This is a genomic window from Rhodothermus bifroesti (assembly GCF_017908595.1).
Taxonomy (GTDB): Bacteria; Bacteroidota; Rhodothermia; order Rhodothermales; family Rhodothermaceae; genus Rhodothermus; species Rhodothermus bifroesti.
In genome coordinates this window covers 378,235-395,879 of record NZ_JAGKTL010000002.1, presented here as the reverse complement: position 1 = coordinate 395,879, position 17,645 = coordinate 378,235, and the positions used below count along the sequence as shown (strand labels likewise).

Below are 17,645 nucleotides of genomic sequence, written 5' to 3'. Positions count from 1 at the left end.
GATTTAGGATTCCGCAAGCGAGCGCACTCCCGACAAGCGACGCTCCATCCAGCCGTTGAGCGCATACAGCGCAAAGAGCGCCAGTCCCCATTGCGTAATGCACGTCATCAACGAGTAGGGCTCCAACGGATCATACCACCGCTCTGGCGCATACACCACCCCTGCCTGGTACAGCCACCATCCTAAGAGCACCACCGCTTCTAGCGGCACGAGCCACCGCATCAGCACATCCCAGCCCCGCCCCAACCTCCAGTCCCATGCTACACCTTCCATGACCTCGGCCCGCAACCGCGCCGGTCCATAACGCACAACGGCTAGGGCCACAAACGCACCAGAAAGCATCAGCCCTACACCCCACACAAAATCCTGATTGCTTAGCACCGTCACATTGAGAGCCGAGGGCAACCCTAGCAACCAACCCACACTGCCTACCAGGATCAACGCCCGCGGCCGTGCCATCCCCCAATCCATCAGTACCCGTACTGCCAACTCCACCATGGCAATCAACGAGGTAAATGCGGCAAACGAAAGTCCTACAAAAAACAACACGGCCAACACCTTTCCTAAAGGTAGACGGGCAAACAGCTGGGGTAGCCAAATAAACGTCAGCCCCGTCGAGGCCGGCCCACTTGAGCGCATCACCTCTAGGAGCTGAGCTCGCGAAAGCTCAGCCCCGAGCACGGCGAACACGGTCCCAAAAATCGTCATAGCAGCCAAAAGCGAGACGGTGTTGTTGCCCATTCCCGTCAGGAAGGCATTTTTCACCACGCCGTGTTCGCGGCGCATGTAAGCCGCATAGGTTAAGATCAATCCCCAACCCGCTCCAGTATCCCAAGCATTTTGGGTAAGCGCTTCTAGCCACAGCCTAGGCTGCCCAAGCTGATCCCACTGGGGCGTAAACAGGTAGCGTAAACCTTCACCCGAACCTTCCAACGTTAGCGCCCGCACTAGCGCCAGCAGCAAAATGCCCAAAAGTGTAGGCATAAGCACACGGTTTACACGCTCAATAGCGCGAACTCCCGTCCACAACGCCCCTACAGCTAACCCTAGCGCCACAGCTTGTAAAAGCACGGGACCTAAGCCGGCCTGAAAGCTTTCCCAGAGCTGCTCAGCCTCGGTCAACGCATGCGGCAACGGACGCACCAGCATTGCCCCGGCATAGTATAAGCACCAGCCCGTTACCACCGCATAGTAGCACATGATGGCCGTCGATACCAATGCTACAAATCCCCCCAACCACGTCATCGACCGCCCCCCAACACGCCAAAACGTGCCTACAACACCCATGCGGCCTTTCTGACCTAGAGCATATTCGGCCACAATAAGCGGAATGCTCCACAAAAACAAGAACACTACCCAAACCACCAAAAACGCACCAGCACCTATGTCTCCCCCATTTTGTGCCACAATGCGCGGGAAGCGCCAGATGTTGCCCGTCCCTACTGCAATTCCCAACACGCTTAAAAGCAAACCCAATCGCGAAGAAAAATACTTCTGCATGGTTGATCTCTGGCTCGGTTGCGGGTGTGCACAAAATACGAGGTTTACGCAAAGGTGTGCAGCTGGCCTGAGGCAAAAAACGAAAAGGCTCAAACTTATAGTACCCGTTGTCGTTTTAGCGGCAACCCCCCACTTGATCCCTGATAAGCATGCTCGCCTCGCGTGCTACAAACCGTACGATTTCGCTCAAAGACATCCAGCGCCCTGTAGCTCAGGAACTGGCGCACTTCCAACGGTATTTCCGGGAGTCGATGCGTACTTCTGTGCCGCTGTTGGATCATGTAGCCCGCTATCTGTTACGCCAAAAAGGCAAACGCATCCGTCCCCTTCTGGTACTCTTATCGGCCAAGCTCTGCGGCGGCGTCACCGAAGCTTCCTACCGTGCTGCTGCATTGGTTGAACTGCTCCACTCGGCTACACTGGTGCACGACGACGTGGTTGATGGCGCTGAACGCCGTAGGGGCATGTTTTCGATCAATGCGATTTGGAAAAACAAAGTGGCTGTGCTCTTTGGCGACTTTTTACTTAGCCGTGGGTTGCTTTTGGCACTCGAGCATCAGGATTACGCAACGCTCTATGCCCTCTCCGATGCAGTGCGTCGCATGAGCGAAGGCGAGCTGCTCCAAATTGAAAAATCGCGCCGCTTAGACATCGACGAGGCCACCTACTTTCGCATCATTGGCGACAAAACCGCCTCGCTGATTGCAGCCTGCACCAAATGTGGCGCACTCAGTGCCACTAGTGACGAAGCTATTATCGACAAAATGTACATTATGGGCGAGAAGCTCGGTCTAGCCTTTCAGATTCGGGATGACCTGTTCGACTACGGCATGGACGATGTTGGCAAACCCATCGGCATCGACCTGAAGGAGAAAAAACTCACGTTGCCGCTCATCTATGCCTTGCGCGTAGCGCCAGCTGCCGAAAGCCAACAGATTTTGCGCATTGTGCGCAAAAAGAAAAAAAGCCGTCAAGACATCCGCACCGTAGCACGCTTTGCCGAAGCTTACGGTGGTATAGATTACGCCTGGCAGCAAATGGAGGCGCTTGCTGCCGACGCTCGTGCCATCTTGGCCCAGTTCCCCCCCAGTGAAGCCCGTAGCGCTCTAATGGATTTGGTGGACTACACGGTTACCCGTTCCCACTAAAGCCCGCATGGCTGAGCCTTCGCCTACATCAAAGCGGCCCCTACTACTAGAGCTGGCTACCGTAAGCCTAAAGCTGGGACTGATTTCTTTTGGGGGACCAGCTGTGCACATCGCCTTGCTGGAAACCGAAGTCGTCACACGGCGCGGTTGGATGAGCCGTCAGCATTTTTTGGATTTGCTTGGGGTCACCAACCTCATTCCAGGCCCCAATTCGACCGAAATGATGCTGCATGTCGGCTATGAGCGTGGAGGCGTAGCCGGACTGCTTGTTGCTGGTGCCGGTTTTATCCTTCCTGCTGCGTTGATTACAACCGCGCTAGGCTGGCTGTACGTACACTACGGCTCGTTGCCTGCTGCAGCCCCTTTTCTTGCCGGTATCAAACCTGTGGTGCTGGCCATCATCCTAGCCGCTTTATGGCGCCTGGGAAAAGTAGCTGCATATCATTTGCGACTTTGGATGTTGGGCATAGCCGTCGTGGGCGCTGTGCTTCTGGGCTTGGATGAGGTTACCGCGCTAATTGGGGGTGTTGTGCTGGGTACCCTGTGGTTTTGGCGTAAAGCGCGGGTGGATGTCGTCCCTTATGGATGTCCTGGGCTTATTCACCCTGCCGACACTACAATGAGCAGCCTTCTGGCTCTAGGAAGCAGTGCAGCTGCTGTATCGCTTCCTCAGTTGTTTTGGTTTTTTCTAAAAGTCGGTGCTGTGCTTTACGGGAGTGGCTATACGCTGATTGCATTTCTAGAAGGTGGCCTGGTACGTGACTATGGCTGGCTGACACAAGCCCAACTGCTCGATGCCGTTGCCATCGGCCAGTTCACGCCCGGCCCACTGCTGAGCACGGCTACCTTCATCGGATACGTCCTGGCCGGCTTTCCAGGTGCAGTGGTGGCCACTGTAGGCATTTTCTTGCCCGCCTTTGTGCTGGTAGGCGTAGTCAATCCGCTAGTGCCCCGACTGCGGCATGCGCGCTGGAGCGCTGCATTTCTGGACGCGGCCAACATGGCCTCGCTGGGCATTATGGCGGCCGTAACACTACGCTTAGGCATGCACGTGCTCACCCACCCTCAAGCCTGGATTTTGGCGCTGACGGCCGCTTTCTTGCTACTCCGCTTTAGGCTGCATCCAGCGTGGATTATCGCAGTCGGGGCGCTTATCGGCTGGTTTTTTGCAGCAGTTTGAACGGAAGACGCTCGTCAAAAAAACGTGCGCCGTGCTATTTTAATTAGCGCGCCATTGAACCCATCGGAATCCCCGTTATGCCTACGCTCTATCTTCTGGGTACAGGTGCGGCAGTAAGCGACCCTCACCGCACCACCACCATGCTCGCTTTGGCCGACGAAGCCTCGCTGATCGTGATTGACTGTGGCGGCGACGTGATCCAGCGTATGTTGGCCGCCGGACTGGACCCCGTGCGCCTTACTGCACTTATCCTCACCCATGAGCACCCAGATCACAACAGTGGATTTCCGCTCTTTATGGAGCGCATCTGGCTTTTGGGACGCCGCACACCCATTGCGATTTACGGTATTCTACCGGCGATCGACCAAGCCCGGCGTTGCTTCGACACCTATAACACGTCAGGCTGGCAGGGCCTGCCAGCGCGCGATTGGCACGAGGTGGACTATAAAGCAGGTGCCTTAGTCTTTGAGGACGACCGATGGCGCGTACGCGCCTGGCCCGTGGTACATCCCGTCCCTACCGTAGGGCTACGCTTTGAACACCGGCCTACCGGTAAGGTGATTGCTTACTCCTGCGATACCGAACCCACCGATGCTGTCGTCGAGCTAGGGCGCGGGGCTGACATCCTGGTGCATGAGGCCACCGGAAAAGGCCCAGGACACACCTCCCCAGAAGATGCCGCCTATCTAGCAGCACAAGCTGGCGCTCGGCGCTTGCTCTTGGTGCACCTTCCCCCCGGACTTACCGACGCCGACCTCGAGTCAGCCCGCCAGCATCTAGCTGCCACCGAACTGGGCGAAGAGCTGGGTCGCTATGAGGTGTGAATCCTAAACAACAGGGCCCATCCTCGAGGACGGGCCCTGTTGTGTTACTTTGCAGCACTCACCGCGGTCTGTTTCTTCTTTTTTTTCTTTGGGCGGTACTTGCCATAAGTACCTAGAAAGATTTTTCCGCGCCGCGTGCGGCGATCTCCTTTACCCATAAGAACCGAGGTTTTGCTGTATTAAACATCAACCTTTGCCCGAAAATATAACGGCTACCTCCGCTGCCAAACAAGCGGCTTGGCTAAACCTGAAGTATCCCCGGATTAAACGGCATAAACTCTGCATTGTGATCCGCCATTTCGATACCCAAGCTTAACCAACGCCGCGTTTCAATCGGATCGATAAGCGCATCGACCCAAAGCCGTGCAGCCGCATAGTAAGGTGACATCTGGGCTTCGTAGCGGGAAGTGATTTCTTCAAGCAACTGCTGCTTTTCCATTTCTGAGAGTGTCTTTCCCTGCCGCTCAAGCTTACCCAACTGCACCTGAAGCAGCGTTTGGGCTGCTTGCTTACCGCCCATAACGGCGATGCGCGCTGTGGGCCAAGCCAGCATGAGGCGAGGCTCGTAAGCCCGCCCGCACAGGGCATAATTACCCGCCCCAAACGAATGTCCCACAACAACAGTAAACTTTGGCACCACGGAATTGGCCACCACATTGACCAACTTAGCCCCGTCTTTAATAATGCCGCCATGCTCGGCCCGCTTGCCTACCATAAAGCCGGTCACATCCTGGAAAAAGACGATGGGGATGCGCTTTTGATTACAGTTCATCACAAAACGGGCGGCCTTATCGGCAGCATCAGAGTAGATCACACCGCCCACCTGCATTTCTCCCTGCCGGCTGCGCACGACCAAGCGCTGGTTAGCCACAATGCCCACACTCCAGCCGTCAATGCGCGCATAACCTGTAATCAACGTTTGTCCGTAGCCGGCCTTGTACTCCACCCAAGAGTCGGCATCGACAATGCGCGCCAGCACTTCACGCATATCGTAGGGCTGCTGGATGTCGGGGGGCACAATGCCGTAGAGCTCCTCAGGCGGGAAAGCTGGTGGCTGTGGCCTGCTGCGCGGGAAACCGGCACGAGGACGCGGCCCCAAGTGCGAAAGCAATCGACGGATGGTCTCCAGGCAGGCTACATCGTCAGGCATTTTGTAATCCGTTACGCCCGAGATTTCGGTGTGCGTGGTTGCTCCTCCTAGCGTCTCAGCATCCACGACTTCGCCAATCGCTGCCCGCACCAGGTAAGGCCCAGCTAAAAACACCGATCCCGTTCCCTCTACAATCAACACCTCATCGCTCAAAATTGGCAAATAAGCCCCCCCAGCCACACAGCTACCCATAATGGCAGCAACTTGCGGCACCCCCAAGCTCGACAGACGCGCATTGTTGTAAAAGATACGGCCAAAGTGATCGCGATCTGGGAAAATCTCGTCCTGCAGCGGCAGGTACACGCCAGCAGAATCCACGAGGTAGACGATAGGGATGCGGTTCTGCAACGCGATCTCCTGTGCCCGCAAGTTTTTCTTGACCGTAATGGGAAACCAGGCACCGGCTTTTACCGTAGCGTCGTTGGCCACCACGATGCACAGATGGCCGCTGATGCGGCCTAATCCCATGACTGTTCCCCCCGCTGGGCACCCTCCTTCGTCGGCATACATGCCATAGCCTGCCCATAGTCCGATTTCCCAAAAATCGTTCGGGTCATCTAGCAAACGTGCAATACGCTCTCGGGCAGTAAGCTTACCCCGCTGATGCTCCCGCGCAATACGCTCAGCTCCTCCCCCTTGCCGGATCGCTTCAGCCTGGCGGTGAAGGGCTTCAACAAGGGCCCGGTACTGGGCCATGCGCGCTTCGATGGCAGGATCAGCAGCGTTTAGCGGAGTCCCTAAAGCGACCGTAGACGTCGCACTACGCATAAGTCAAAAGCGCTTCCAAAGAGACAAGAAAATATAAGCCACACCTCAGCTTCAAACTGCTGCACTTACAAGATGGCCTCAAGTTTTTGCAGAATCTCGCTGCGCGACTGGCCTGTCTTACGATGCACCAAAGCAATCATCGCCTGCAGATCTCCTCGCACGCTTTCCAGCTCGTGATCCATGAGCGCATCACCCCATATTTTCCGAATGTGCTCTTTGGTACGCTGCCAGCTTTCCTCCATCTGTTTGGTGGCCATATTGCAGTGGGGGTTGGGTTAAGTTTTTTAAGAAAAACAGACCGCAACGGATCGTGTTCCGGATTTCAACCCCAAGCAGCCACCAGCTGGCTCCAGTACATGAGGACCAGAATCACAACCCAGAGCAAATGTCCAATACCTGTGGCCATGGCAATGCGCTTTCGGTACGTCTCGAGCTGGGCTGGTGCTTCGGATACTGCCTGGTAGAGCTTCCCCCAGGCAGGACGAATCACCCCCCACTGTAGTCCAATGAGCACAAGTAACAGAAGCAGGCTGGTATGATACGGTGCACCGTAGACAGCAAAACCTCCCCCACTGAAGAGCGCGCCTAAGGCAAAAACCAAAGTCGCTACGACAAATCCGTTCATCTGGTGCACGGTAGCCTGCACGTCTTCAGCCAGGGCCTTTGCTGCCTCTGGCGCCAGCGCAGTAATGCGCCGGGCCTGAGCAGCTAAGCGAAGGCCTAGTCCAAACCAAGCCGCCGCTGTTAGGATATGCAAAAGCACAAAAATCAGTTTAAGTAGCAGCATAGCACCTCGGTTTTCGATAGATTCGGGTAACCTTTAGCCGCTTACGTTCGTTAGCGGTCAGGGATGCAATAAAACAAGCAGCGAGCACACAAAAAGGCAAGCGGCGCTTTATGGCTTCTGTAGGAATCGTCGGGGCAGGCATTGCTGGGCTTGTGGCCGCCTACTACCTCAAACGTCGAGGATTAGAGGTAACGATCTTCGAAGCCACTGATCGCGTTGGGGGCTTTATGCAATCGGAGCAGGCCGAAGGATTTTTGGTAGAGTACGGCCCGCAAACGTTGCAGCGTACTTCAACGGAATTTGAGCACCTGCTTCGCGCGCTGGACTTGGAAGAGGCCTGCATTCCAGCAAGCCCGCTGGCTGCTCACCGGTTTATCGTTCGTCGAGGCCAACCGGTACCACTGCCACGTACTCCTTTGGAGCTGTTGCGCACGCCGCTATTGTCTCCACGTGCCCGGCTTCGCCTTTTGGCTGAGCCGTTCATCGCGCCAGCTGACCGCTTTACCGAAGAGACCGTGGCCGCTTTTGCGCAGCGACGCCTGGGGGCTGAGGCGCTCGATTACCTGGTTGAGCCCTTTGTGGCTGGCATCTTTGCGGGCGACCCCAAGCACCTCTCTGTCCGTCACGCTTTCCCCCAGCTGCATCGCTTAGAACAGCGTTTTGGGTCGCTCACCTGGGGAGCGATCCGCAGCCTTCCCGAACGTCGCTATCACCCAGCTCCACGCCGCTCCATGTTTTCGCTGGTCGGAGGCCTAGGCCAACTTCCCCAAGCATTAGCTCAAAAGCTGCAAGGCAACATTGTGTATAATGCCACCGTGGTTGCTGTCCGCTGGGGCGACAAAACGCCCTGGACGCTCACCTATCGCCAAGGGGCACACGTTGCCAACCAGTTGTTCGATGTGATCATTTGCGCAGCTCCCCTACATCAACTGGCTCAACTTGAAATCTTACCCTCTATTGAGCGCCATCCCTTACCTAAGGTCATCCATCCACCGCTGGCACTTGTGGCATTGGGCTTTCGGAAAGAACAAGTAGCCCATCCCCTCAATGGGTTTGGCCTACTGGTACCGGCAGTGGAGCGTTCGTTTCAGATTCTGGGTACGTTGTTTTCTTCTTCCATTTTCCCCAACCGTGCACCTGAAGGCCATGTGCTGCTGACCACCTTTGTTGGTGGCCAACGCCACCCCGAGCTGGCCCTGCTTTCTGAAGAAAAATTAGAGACCCTTGTGCGACGTGATTTGGAACGCTTACTAGGCATCTCTGGACCACCGGTTTTCCGGCGCGTCTGGCGCTGGGAACGTTCCATTCCTCAATACCATGTCGGCTACGACGCTGTGCTGGTGTGCCTACGAGAAATCGAAGTGCGCCGGCCAGGCCTGTTTTTGGCCGGTAACTATCGCAATGGCATTTCTGTAGTGGATGCAGCCAAGTCCGGACTTCAGGCTGCACAACAGGTCATTTTTTACCTGCGTCAAGAAGCGGCAGGGGGCGCAGCAAAGATCTTACTGGGCGAGTAAAGTTCTTGCAAAAAGCTTGTTCGCCCCTGTGGTTTTGCCGTATCTTTTGCTCGTCTCATCAAGAACGACCGAGGGAACAGGCCCGATGACGTCGTAGCAACCGAGCATCTCCTACCGGCAGGGAGGTGCTGTCCGGTGCTAAATCCTGCCCGGAAGTCCTGGAAAACAAAGCGCCACAGAGGGGCGTTTTTCTTCCGGGAAAGATGAGCGCATGGCCGACGGTTGACGTCTGCCGGGTGCTGGCTCATACGCTCGGTTCTTGATGAGGAAGTTCAATCGTGGTTGTTTCACCATCAAGAACCGACACGATCCATGCAACCTCAAACCCGTCTTACGCTGGCTGGCCAGCGAACCGATGCGAGCTATAACAGCATCATTCCGCCTATTTATCAGTGCGCCACGTTTCGTTTTGAAGACGTAGGCCTCACCAAGGGCTACGACTACACGCGTAGCGGCAATCCTACGCGGCGTACCCTAGAAGAGGTGCTTGCCGAACTTGAAGGGGGTGCCGGGGCTGTGGCCACCACCAGCGGTATGGCGGCCATTTCTACCGTTCTTTCGCTCTTTGAAAGTGGAGCGCATATTATTTGCGCCCACGACTGCTATGGAGGCACAGAACGCCTGCTATGCCTCTTGGAGCGCCAGGGCAAACTTGAAGTGTCGTTTGTGGACCTGCGCGACCTTAGTGCCGTCGAAGCAGCCCTGCGACCAAACACACGAGCCCTCTGGGTAGAAACCCCCTCCAATCCTCTGCTGCGCATTGTCGACTTGCAAGCACTGGGCCACTTTACGCAGGCGCATCAGCTGCTATTGATCGTCGATAACACGTTTCTTTCGCCCCTGCAGCAACGCCCTTTTGAATTTGGGGCCGATATCGTTGTGTATTCGACCACCAAGTATCTGAATGGCCATTCCGATGTTATCGGGGGTGCTGTTATCGCCCGAACGCCAGAATTGAACGAACAGCTTCAGTTTGCAGCCAATGCGCATGGCACCATTGCCGGACCTTTCGACTGCTGGCTGGTGCTGCGGGGACTCAAAACGCTGCCAGTACGCCTACGCCAGCACGAACATAACGCCATGGCTGTAGCCCGTTTTCTGGCACAGCATCCTAATGTCGAAAAAGTTTTTTATCCTGGCCTACCCACCCATGAGGGGCACGAACTGGCTGCTCGACAGCAAAAAGGCTTCGGTGGCATGGTTTCTTTCACGGTACGTGGTGGCCAAGAAGCCGTACACCATGTCCTACGTTCAACAAAAGTTTTTACGCTAGCCGAATCGCTAGGAGGGGTGGAATCGCTCATCGAACACCCCGCCACGATGAGCCACGCTTCCATGCGACCGGAACAACGGCAGGCTGCTGGCATTACGGATAACCTGATTCGGCTTTCGGTCGGCATCGAAGCCACCGAAGACCTGATTGCTGACCTAGAGCAGGCCTTGGCTTACAAGCCAGCCACTATCATGGCCTAGGTTGCATTCTGATAACAAATGTTGTAAATTTGGCGCTATCGTTACTAAGGTTGTCACGGTTTATGCTTTACAGAACGGCAAGCCTCGGCTTTCTAATGTGTCTGTGTCCGTGTTGTGGACGCCACACGGGAGGGGCTTGCCATGGCTGTAGCCGCTAATCAATCTGCATAGCATACAGTAACTCCAAGCCCCTCCTGCGCTGCAGTGAGGGGCTTTTTCGTTTAACCTGTCTTTTGCGGCATCATGCATCTTCCTAGACATACGTTGGCTGAACGTGGTAAGGTGTACCTTGTGGGTGCTGGCCCAGGCGATCCTGGCCTGATCACCGTGCGGGGGCTATCGCTCCTGCAGCAGGCTGAGGTGGTCGTCTACGATCGCTTGGTACACCCAGAGCTGCTGGCGGAAGCACCTGCTGCAGCGGAGCGCATCTACGTGGGCAAGACGCCTGGGCAGCATGTGCTGCCTCAGGCAGCCATTCAAGAGCTTTTGATTGATCGCGCACGACAGCAGCGCGTGGTCGTCCGGCTCAAGGGAGGCGACCCCTTTGTATTTGGACGTGGCGGAGAAGAGGCGCTGGCCCTAGCACAAGCCGGCGTACCGTTCGAGGTGGTCCCTGGAGTTACGAGTGCAATTAGCGTTCCAGCCTATGCCGGTATTCCCGTTACCCAGCGTGGGGTGGCAGGCGCGTTTGCTGTAGTCACCGGTCACACTTGCGATCTAGGTATGCAGGCGCTGGACTGGTCGGCGCTTGCCCGCATCGATACGCTGGTCCTACTGATGGGGCTGCGGCGCCTGCCCGAGCTGGCCCATACGCTGATTGCCCATGGACGTGCTCCAGAAACCCCAGTTGCTGTCATCAGCAATGGCACTACAGCTGCCCAGCAACACGTTGTCGGCACGCTGGCCGACATTGCCGCTCAAGCAGACGCGCTTGCAACACCAGCGACTGTGGTTGTGGGCGATGTTGTGCGCCTGGCTCCCTTACTGGCATGGTTCCGTCCTACTCCAGCCCCTTCCCCATTTGCCCAGCACCCCAACGCCAAATCTTCTGCCCTATCGCCATGATGCGCGTTTATCCCATTTTTCTCAGTCGGCTCGAAGGGCAGCGCTGCGTGGTCTTCGGAGGTAATGCCGAAGCCGAACGCAAAGTAGCTGAACTGCTTGAATGCGGCGCCGAAGTAGTGCTAATCAGTGAGACAGCGACACCACGTCTGCAGCAATGGGCACAAGAAGGGCGCCTCGTCTGGCATGTGCGTAACTATCAAGCCGGCGATCTGAAAGGCGCTTTGCTAACCATTGTAGCCGTTACAAATCCCGCTGCTACCGAACCTATCTGGCAAGAAGCTCAGGCAGAGCGCGTGCTGATCAATGCCGTCGACGACGTACCCCACTGCACCTTCGTGGCTGGATCGGTCGTGCGCCGAGGTGCCCTCGTCATCGCGATTTCTACGAGTGGGCATGCCCCAGCTTTATCGGTTCGCCTCCGCGAAGCACTGGAAGGCCAGCTTGGCCCAGAGTACGCGCTTTTTTTAGACCTCATGGGGGCCTTGCGTATTCCCATGGCCACCCATTACCCCAATTTTGCCGAACGCAAAGCGCGCTGGTATACCCTAGTCGATGCTGATGTACTTGAGCTCTTGCGTCAGCAACGCTTTGCCGAAGCCCACGCACGCATTACCGAAATCGTTGGCCCAACCGTGGCTGCAGCCCTCCCTGGCCCCGATATCATGGCTCAGCTTTTTAAACAGTATAGCGAAACCTTAACCCTGTACCCAAACGCCTATGCAACCCACTGAAGACCTGGTCTTTCGCGTCAGTGGCGTAGCTGAAAGTCCGGCCCGCTTTCGGGCCCAAACGCGCCACTTTACCGTACTGGTCGACGAGCCCGAAGAACTTGGCGGCACCAACAAAGCGCCTAACCCCGTAGAGTATGTGCTGATCGGCTTTGGCGGCTGCTTAAATGTGATGGCCCACCTGATCGCCCAAGAGCTAGGCTTTACCATTCGAAGGCTGGAAATTGAGCTCAAGGGCACGCTAAACCCTGACCGCCTCTTCGGCCGTGCCAACGACCAGCGGGCCGGCTATAAACGCATTGAAGTGCAGCTTAAAGTGGATACCGATGCGGACGAGGCCACACTCCAAGAGTGGTTAGCCCGCATCAACGACCGCTGCCCCGTCAACGACAATCTTCAACATTCCACCCCTGTTACGCTTTCTGTAGTCTTGCATCATTCCACCCCAAGTGTTCACACCGCAAACTAACCCCCGAAACTGCTATGGCCCAGACAAACCCACGCCTTACCGTCTTAGTAGACACCGAGTGGGCCCAAGCCCACCTTAACGACCCCAACGTGCGCTTTGTAGAGGTCGACGTCGATACCTCAGCTTACGAAACAGGCCATCTCCCTGGTGCTGTAGGTTGGAATTGGAAAACGCAGCTGCAAGATCAACTGCGGCGCGACATTGTCCAACAAGCCGACTACGAAGCGCTCTTAAGCCGCTCGGGCATTCGCCCTGAGACAACCGTCGTGCTTTACGGTGACAACAACAACTGGTTTGCCGCCTGGGCCTACTGGCTCATGAAGTACTATGGCCATGAAGACGTCCGCCTCATGGACGGTGGTCGCAAAAAATGGGTGGCCGAAAACCGGCCGTTGACCACAGAAGTCCCAACTTACGAACCCACCAACTACAAGGTCACCCGCATCAACGCTCACTTACGAGCTTTTCGGGATGACGTAGCCGAGTTGATCCGCCAAAAACAGTTTGCGCTGGTCGACGTCCGATCCCCAGAAGAATTCCGGGGCGAAATTCTAGCTCCGCCAGGCCTATCCGAAACAGCCCAGCGCGGCGGACACATCCCAGGAGCCACCAATATCCCCTGGTCTCAAGCTGTTCGTGAAGACGGCACGTTCAAGCCCATCGAAGAGCTACAGGCGCTTTACGCCAGCAAAGGGGTAACGCCCGACAAGCCGGTCATTACCTACTGCCGTATTGGCGAGCGCTCTAGCCATTCGTGGTTTGTGCTGCACGAACTGCTGGGCTACGAAAACGTGCGCAACTACGACGGCTCCTGGACCGAATGGGGTAATCTGGTCGGCGCTCCCATCGAACGCTAAGTGGCTGCGCGCACCGGGCAGTGCCTGCCTAGCTTGCTTTTAGCAACTGCAGGCGCTGCCCGTTTTTTAGGCGTTCCCCATCTGCGTAAACAGATACCGCATAAGTTTCCGCTTGGCCACAGGCAGCACCGTCTGCGCAAACGGGAAATCCAGCTCTGTTGCAATAAAGTACGTCGCTGGATTAGGCAGCTCGCGATGCTCTGCAATCAAGTCTAATTTAATCCGCTGCGGTGCCGGATAGACGCCGTGCAGGGGGCATTGCTTCAGGTGCACGGTACGTAACGTACGATAGCGTTCTGACCCACCCCGAACCACCGAGAGCTGGTACTGCAGCACGTGCAACAGACGGCCGCGTTGATCAGGAATAATCAGGTAGCCTTCTTCCTGGTAGGTGGGCACAATCCCAACCGGCTCCATGTGCAAGTGTTCTTCAACAAACTCAAAGATTGTGCGTCCTTCTTCAATGGCTTCCCGAATGTACGGTAAAGCCCAGCGCATCAATTCTTCGACAGCCGCAATCCGATCGGCTTCAAACGCCGAACGCTCATAAATCACCCGGCAGGCTTCCAGATCCACCTGACGCACTTCGCCCGGGGCTGCTTGACGAATGCCCTCTAACCCTTGCAAGATATGCTGGAGCTGTTCGTAAAGGTGAATCAGGTCGCTTAGGTAGGGGTAAATCACGTTGCGGCAAAATTCGCGTCGGGTCTCCTGCAACGCAGCCAGAATATGGTACTGCGCCCGTTCGACATCAGAAGCTCCCCCTAGAAAATGCACCAACCCCAGGCCTTTGTGCCCTTCGCGCATGAACCCTTGTTCCATGGCACGTTAGTGGGCAATTCAAAAGATCGCCTTACTAGCAGTATCGTCTTGTAGGCAAGCAGGATAAATAACCTGATGTAAAAAGCCAGGTTCTGCTTTTAAATCACAAGTGATTGGCCAATAGCCTCAAGAAGCGCTGTGTTTTACGATGTCGCCCTGCACAGGGTTGATCCTGTGGGTTTGAAGAAGATCGCAAGGGGCAAGGTCGTCTTGCAGCCTGCTCAAGCTGTAGATTCGTCAAGGCGGCGTACGGTGTGGGCATCCTGTTGCGCATAGCGCCGACCGCATTCCTTGCAAACAGCCTGAGCCTTTTCAAACTGCAAAGGTAGGCCACACTCACAGACCCAGCCGATAATCCGCGCTGGTACGCCAGCCACAAGAGCATAGTCCGGCACATCCTTGGTCACCACGGCACCGGCAGCCACCAACGCCCACCGGCCAATCGTCACCCCACAAACGATGGTTGCATTTGCTCCAATACTTGCGCCGTAGCGCACCAGCGTGCGCACATAGTCTTCTGACCGATTCCGTGGGAATGCTGCTCTCGGCGTGCGCACATTGGTAAATACCATGCTGGGTCCACAAAACACGTAGTCTTCCAGCTCCACCCCTTCGTATACCGACACATTATTTTGGATCTTACAGTAGTTGCCAATTTTAGCCCCACGAGCCACAAACACGTTCTGTCCCAGCGTGCAATGCGCTCCAATCGTTGCACCACCCATCACATGGCTAAAGTGCCAAATGCGCGTTCCTTCGCCAATTTGCGCTCCTTCGTCTACGACCGCCGTTTCGTGTTTCCACCAGCTCATAGGTTTAAGAATCGATGGGCTTGATGTGCTGAGGGCTGCTGCACCTCCAGGTGGCGCAATCGGTTGACTGTTTCGATGGCTGGTGCTGCTTCGTCGATGCCAAAGCCTGCCCCAGCCAGCGTTTGGCGATACACGGTGGTATGCAGCTCGGTAAATCCTTCCGAAAACTCTACTTCTTCTCCGTCGATCCGAATCGACCGATAGGTTCGCTGTCCCTGCATTTTGAGCGTTTCGGGCACCCAACGGGCATCGATCGACAAAAACCACCGCACCCGTGCCCGCTCTAGCTCCACATACCCTGCCCATGCCGTTGGCGTACGCAGGTGCAGTTGAGCCTCAACCAACGGTCCAAAGAACCAGTGTAGCAAGTCAAAAAAATGCACGCCAATGTTCATCGCTAGTCCCCCACTGAGCTCTTCCCGCGCCTTCCAACTTTGCAGATACCAAGGTCCCCGGCCGGTAATGTAGGTTAACTCAACCTCCTTGACGCCTTGCTCAGCAGCCAATCGCTCCCGGAGTGCTGCTAAAGCCGGATGCACCCGTAACTGCAGCACAGTCCATACCCGCCGCCCCCAACGCACTTCCAGTTCTCGAAGCCGCGCTAGCTCTGCCAGCTCCAGCACCAGTGGTTTTTCACAAAGCGCATCGGCCCCCTGCCGAAAAGCCATGCGAATATGAGCTCCATGCAAATAGTTTGGCGCGCAAATGGCTAGATAATCAATCCCTTCGCCCCGGTCTTTAAGATCCTCCAGATGGGCCTCAAACTGCTCTGGGTGTAAAAAAAATGCTGCTTCTGGAAAGAAGCGATCCAAAACCCCTACTGCGTCCACCACGTCTAAAGCAGCTACCAGCACGCCGCCAACGTCCCGCATGGCTTGCAAATGTCGTGGCGCAATGTAGCCTGCTGCGCCGGTCAAGGCAAACCGTTTCATAACAACGTGATCTTTTCACTTGCAATGCCGCGCGTTGCATAGCGCGTGTCCAGAATTGCTCGTGCTTGCTCCACGACCCATCGGTAGTCAACCGTGCTGTGATCCGTAGTAATGATCACCAGGTCAGCTTGCGCTAGCAACTCGGCTTCCAACGGCACACTACGCCACAGCTGCCCTCCAACGACAACCTCGGGTACAAACGGGTCATGGTAATGTACCTGGACGCCATCGGCCTCCAAAAGGCGCATAACCTCCAATGCAGGACTTTCGCGCCAGTCCTCTAAATCCCGTTTGTAGGCCACACCCAGCACCAACACACGGGCCCGCGAAGGCGCCACCCCGAGCCGGTTAAGCACCCGATAGGCCTTCTCCCGCACAAACTCTGGCATTTTCCGGTTAATTTCCCCTGCCAGCGCAATGAAGTGTGTATTAAAATTAAGCTCTTTGGCTTTCCACTCCAGGTAATGCGGATCGACCGGAATGCAATGCCCCCCTACACCTGGACCCGGCCAGAACGGCATAATGCCGAATGGCTTGGTAAAGGCTGCCTCCAACACCTCCCACACATTGAGCCCCATCCGGTCACATAAAAGTGCCAGCTCGTTTACCAACGCAATATTTACAGCCCGAAACGTGTTTTCAAACACCTTGACCAACTCAGCTGCCTTTGCGCTTGAAACTGGCACCACGTGCTCGATGGTCTGGCTGTAGAACGCCACGGCCACCTCTAAGCTCTCTGGACCTACACCTCCTACGACCTTCGACGTATTCTTTGTGGTGTAGCGCCGATTGCCAGGGTCAACCCGCTCCGGCGAATGCGCCAAGAAAAAGTCGCGCTCTACTTTCAGTCCGCTTTCCCCTTCCAGAATAGGCAACATTACTTCTTCGGTCGTACCTGGATAGGTGGTAGACTCTAGGCTCACCAGCTGACCGGGGCGCAAACGGCGCGCAATTTCCCGCGTGACGTGCTCCACGTACTGCAAATCCGGCGTCAGGTTCTTGGTAAGTGGTGTCGGCACGCAGATGACAATCACATCCATCTCTGGCACCCGCGCAAAGTCGGTCTCAGCTGCAATCAACCCTGCTGCTACCAGTTGACGCAGCTCTTCGTCGCGCACGTCCCGAATGTAGTTTTCCCCACGATTGATCTTTTCTGCCCGCCGCGGGTTTTGCTCAATACCAAGCACGCGATAGCCAACCTTAGCCTTCTCTACAGCAAACGGCAACCCTACATAGCCCAATCCCACCACCCCTACTACCGCTTCCTTGCTTCGAATCCGCGCTAAAAGCGTTGCCTTGTCTACAGATTCCATGCCTTGAGCAAAATATGCACGTTTAGACCAGCCTACTGTAGGTCCTTAAATCGTAAAGATACGTCAACGCCAAACGTCTGCATTGAGAAGTAACAAAAAAAAGCCCGGTGCCCACCCCAGAAAGCACCGGGCTTTGCGCCTCATCCACCGAGGTACTCGCTTTGGGACAGCCTATCGTGCTGACGTCCCCCGTGAACCGCTACCCCATAAGCCGTAGATGACCCCGTCTGGATTGCAGTATCGACCTCTCGCAAGCGTCTCTTAAATGCCTAAACAAACAGCGCCTCTTCGTTAACCTGC

Annotated in this window: 18 protein-coding genes and 1 riboswitch; of the genes, 9 read left to right on the top strand and 9 right to left on the bottom strand. The window is 55.9% G+C overall.

Annotated features, from left to right (window positions below; genetic code table 11):
• Positions 1-3 precede the first annotated feature (3 nt).
• Positions 4-1,500: a sodium-dependent transporter gene (locus tag J8E65_RS05440; RefSeq protein ID WP_210374464.1), complete on the bottom strand. Its 1,497-nt coding sequence runs from the start codon at positions 1,498-1,500 to the stop codon at positions 4-6.
• 149 nt (positions 1,501-1,649) lie between these two features.
• Here J8E65_RS05440 and J8E65_RS05435 point away from each other — a divergent pair, with 149 nt between their 5' ends.
• From J8E65_RS05435 to J8E65_RS05425, 3 genes are all read left to right on the top strand, one after another.
• Complete coding sequence (locus J8E65_RS05435; RefSeq protein WP_210374457.1) at positions 1,650-2,648, top strand: polyprenyl synthetase family protein; 999 nt, start codon at positions 1,650-1,652, stop codon at positions 2,646-2,648.
• Between the two features lie 7 nt (positions 2,649-2,655).
• Positions 2,656-3,828 (top strand): chromate efflux transporter, encoded by a 1,173-nt coding sequence (gene chrA, locus J8E65_RS05430; protein ID WP_210374455.1) that lies wholly within the window; start codon positions 2,656-2,658, stop codon positions 3,826-3,828.
• 77 nt (positions 3,829-3,905) lie between these two features.
• Entirely contained in the window at positions 3,906-4,652 is a 747-nt protein-coding gene (locus tag J8E65_RS05425) for an MBL fold metallo-hydrolase (RefSeq protein WP_210374453.1), read from the top strand.
• 44 nt (positions 4,653-4,696) lie between these two features.
• Here the strand turns inward: J8E65_RS05425 and J8E65_RS05420 are convergent, their stop codons facing one another.
• From J8E65_RS05420 to J8E65_RS05405, 4 genes are all read right to left on the bottom strand, one after another.
• Positions 4,697-4,810, bottom strand: a complete 114-nt coding sequence (locus J8E65_RS05420; protein WP_210374451.1) for a 30S ribosomal protein THX — start codon at positions 4,808-4,810, stop codon at positions 4,697-4,699.
• Between the two features lie 83 nt (positions 4,811-4,893).
• On the bottom strand, positions 4,894-6,498 hold the full coding sequence (locus J8E65_RS05415) for an acyl-CoA carboxylase subunit beta (protein ID WP_415663062.1): 1,605 nt from the start codon (positions 6,496-6,498) through the stop codon (positions 4,894-4,896).
• 137 nt (positions 6,499-6,635) lie between these two features.
• Positions 6,636-6,827 (bottom strand): general stress protein CsbD, encoded by a 192-nt coding sequence (locus tag J8E65_RS05410; protein WP_210374447.1) that lies wholly within the window; start codon positions 6,825-6,827, stop codon positions 6,636-6,638.
• A 65-nt stretch (positions 6,828-6,892) separates the two neighbouring features.
• Entirely contained in the window at positions 6,893-7,357 is a 465-nt protein-coding gene (locus J8E65_RS05405) for a hypothetical protein (RefSeq protein WP_210374445.1), read from the bottom strand.
• Between the two features lie 110 nt (positions 7,358-7,467).
• Here J8E65_RS05405 and hemG point away from each other — a divergent pair, with 110 nt between their 5' ends.
• The 6 genes from hemG to J8E65_RS05375 all read left to right on the top strand — a co-directional run bounded on the left by hemG (position 7,468) and on the right by J8E65_RS05375 (position 13,466).
• Positions 7,468-8,874, top strand: coding sequence for a protoporphyrinogen oxidase (hemG, locus tag J8E65_RS05400; RefSeq protein WP_210374437.1), 1,407 nt, complete (start codon positions 7,468-7,470; stop codon positions 8,872-8,874).
• A gap of 52 nt (positions 8,875-8,926) precedes the next feature.
• Positions 8,927-9,046: riboswitch (SAM riboswitch) on the top strand.
• Between the two features lie 140 nt (positions 9,047-9,186).
• The gene (locus tag J8E65_RS05395; protein ID WP_210374435.1) at positions 9,187-10,347 is read left to right on the top strand and encodes a trans-sulfuration enzyme family protein; all 1,161 of its coding nucleotides are present in this window, start codon (positions 9,187-9,189) and stop codon (positions 10,345-10,347) included.
• Positions 10,348-10,590: 243 nt separating this feature from the next.
• Complete coding sequence (gene cobA / locus J8E65_RS05390) at positions 10,591-11,412, top strand: uroporphyrinogen-III C-methyltransferase (RefSeq protein ID WP_210374434.1); 822 nt, start codon at positions 10,591-10,593, stop codon at positions 11,410-11,412.
• Positions 11,409-12,143: a precorrin-2 dehydrogenase/sirohydrochlorin ferrochelatase family protein gene (locus tag J8E65_RS05385; protein ID WP_237181683.1), complete on the top strand. Its 735-nt coding sequence runs from the start codon at positions 11,409-11,411 to the stop codon at positions 12,141-12,143. Before cobA ends, J8E65_RS05385 begins: the two co-directional genes overlap by 4 nt.
• Positions 12,130-12,609: an OsmC family protein gene (locus J8E65_RS05380; RefSeq protein ID WP_210374430.1), complete on the top strand. Its 480-nt coding sequence runs from the start codon at positions 12,130-12,132 to the stop codon at positions 12,607-12,609. The genes J8E65_RS05385 and J8E65_RS05380 overlap by 14 nt, the downstream gene beginning before the upstream one ends.
• 14 nt (positions 12,610-12,623) lie before the next feature.
• Entirely contained in the window at positions 12,624-13,466 is an 843-nt protein-coding gene (locus J8E65_RS05375) for a sulfurtransferase (RefSeq protein WP_210374428.1), read from the top strand.
• Positions 13,467-13,532: 66 nt separating this feature from the next.
• Here the strand turns inward: J8E65_RS05375 and J8E65_RS05370 are convergent, their stop codons facing one another.
• The 4 genes from J8E65_RS05370 to J8E65_RS05355 form a co-directional block, all read right to left on the bottom strand.
• A complete protein-coding gene (locus J8E65_RS05370) occupies positions 13,533-14,288 on the bottom strand; it encodes a hypothetical protein (RefSeq protein WP_210374426.1) in 756 nt (251 codons plus the stop codon).
• 221 nt (positions 14,289-14,509) lie between these two features.
• On the bottom strand, positions 14,510-15,100 hold the full coding sequence (locus J8E65_RS05365) for an acyltransferase (RefSeq protein WP_210374424.1): 591 nt from the start codon (positions 15,098-15,100) through the stop codon (positions 14,510-14,512).
• Entirely contained in the window at positions 15,097-16,032 is a 936-nt protein-coding gene (locus J8E65_RS05360) for a Gfo/Idh/MocA family oxidoreductase (protein ID WP_210374422.1), read from the bottom strand. Before J8E65_RS05360 ends, J8E65_RS05365 begins: the two co-directional genes overlap by 4 nt.
• Positions 16,029-17,345: a nucleotide sugar dehydrogenase gene (locus tag J8E65_RS05355; protein ID WP_210374420.1), complete on the bottom strand. Its 1,317-nt coding sequence runs from the start codon at positions 17,343-17,345 to the stop codon at positions 16,029-16,031. Before J8E65_RS05355 ends, J8E65_RS05360 begins: the two co-directional genes overlap by 4 nt.
• Between the last annotated feature and the right edge of the window lie 300 nt (positions 17,346-17,645).

Bases quoted from the DNA above. Each gene is read 5' to 3' on its own strand.
- J8E65_RS05415 (WP_415663062.1), bottom strand. From the start codon at position 6,498: ATGGCCCAGTACCGGGCCCTTGTTGAAGCCCTTCACCGCCAGGCTGAA.
- J8E65_RS05370 (WP_210374426.1), bottom strand. From the start codon at position 14,288: ATGGAACAAGGGTTCATGCGCGAAGGGCACAAAGGCCTGGGGTTGGTG.
- J8E65_RS05380 (WP_210374430.1), top strand. From the start codon at position 12,130: ATGCAACCCACTGAAGACCTGGTCTTTCGCGTCAGTGGCGTAGCTGAA.
- J8E65_RS05395 (WP_210374435.1), top strand. From the start codon at position 9,187: ATGCAACCTCAAACCCGTCTTACGCTGGCTGGCCAGCGAACCGATGCG.
- J8E65_RS05420 (WP_210374451.1), bottom strand. From the start codon at position 4,810: ATGGGTAAAGGAGATCGCCGCACGCGGCGCGGAAAAATCTTTCTAGGT.
- J8E65_RS05425 (WP_210374453.1), top strand. From the start codon at position 3,906: ATGCCTACGCTCTATCTTCTGGGTACAGGTGCGGCAGTAAGCGACCCT.
- J8E65_RS05440 (WP_210374464.1), bottom strand. From the start codon at position 1,500: ATGCAGAAGTATTTTTCTTCGCGATTGGGTTTGCTTTTAAGCGTGTTG.
- J8E65_RS05435 (WP_210374457.1), top strand. From the start codon at position 1,650: ATGCTCGCCTCGCGTGCTACAAACCGTACGATTTCGCTCAAAGACATC.
- J8E65_RS05360 (WP_210374422.1), bottom strand. From the start codon at position 16,032: ATGAAACGGTTTGCCTTGACCGGCGCAGCAGGCTACATTGCGCCACGA.
- chrA (WP_210374455.1), top strand. From the start codon at position 2,656: ATGGCTGAGCCTTCGCCTACATCAAAGCGGCCCCTACTACTAGAGCTG.
- J8E65_RS05365 (WP_210374424.1), bottom strand. From the start codon at position 15,100: ATGAGCTGGTGGAAACACGAAACGGCGGTCGTAGACGAAGGAGCGCAA.
- J8E65_RS05375 (WP_210374428.1), top strand. From the start codon at position 12,624: ATGGCCCAGACAAACCCACGCCTTACCGTCTTAGTAGACACCGAGTGG.
- J8E65_RS05385 (WP_237181683.1), top strand. From the start codon at position 11,409: ATGATGCGCGTTTATCCCATTTTTCTCAGTCGGCTCGAAGGGCAGCGC.
- J8E65_RS05410 (WP_210374447.1), bottom strand. From the start codon at position 6,827: ATGGCCACCAAACAGATGGAGGAAAGCTGGCAGCGTACCAAAGAGCAC.
- hemG (WP_210374437.1), top strand. From the start codon at position 7,468: ATGGCTTCTGTAGGAATCGTCGGGGCAGGCATTGCTGGGCTTGTGGCC.
- cobA (WP_210374434.1), top strand. From the start codon at position 10,591: ATGCATCTTCCTAGACATACGTTGGCTGAACGTGGTAAGGTGTACCTT.
- J8E65_RS05355 (WP_210374420.1), bottom strand. From the start codon at position 17,345: ATGGAATCTGTAGACAAGGCAACGCTTTTAGCGCGGATTCGAAGCAAG.
- J8E65_RS05405 (WP_210374445.1), bottom strand. From the start codon at position 7,357: ATGCTGCTACTTAAACTGATTTTTGTGCTTTTGCATATCCTAACAGCG.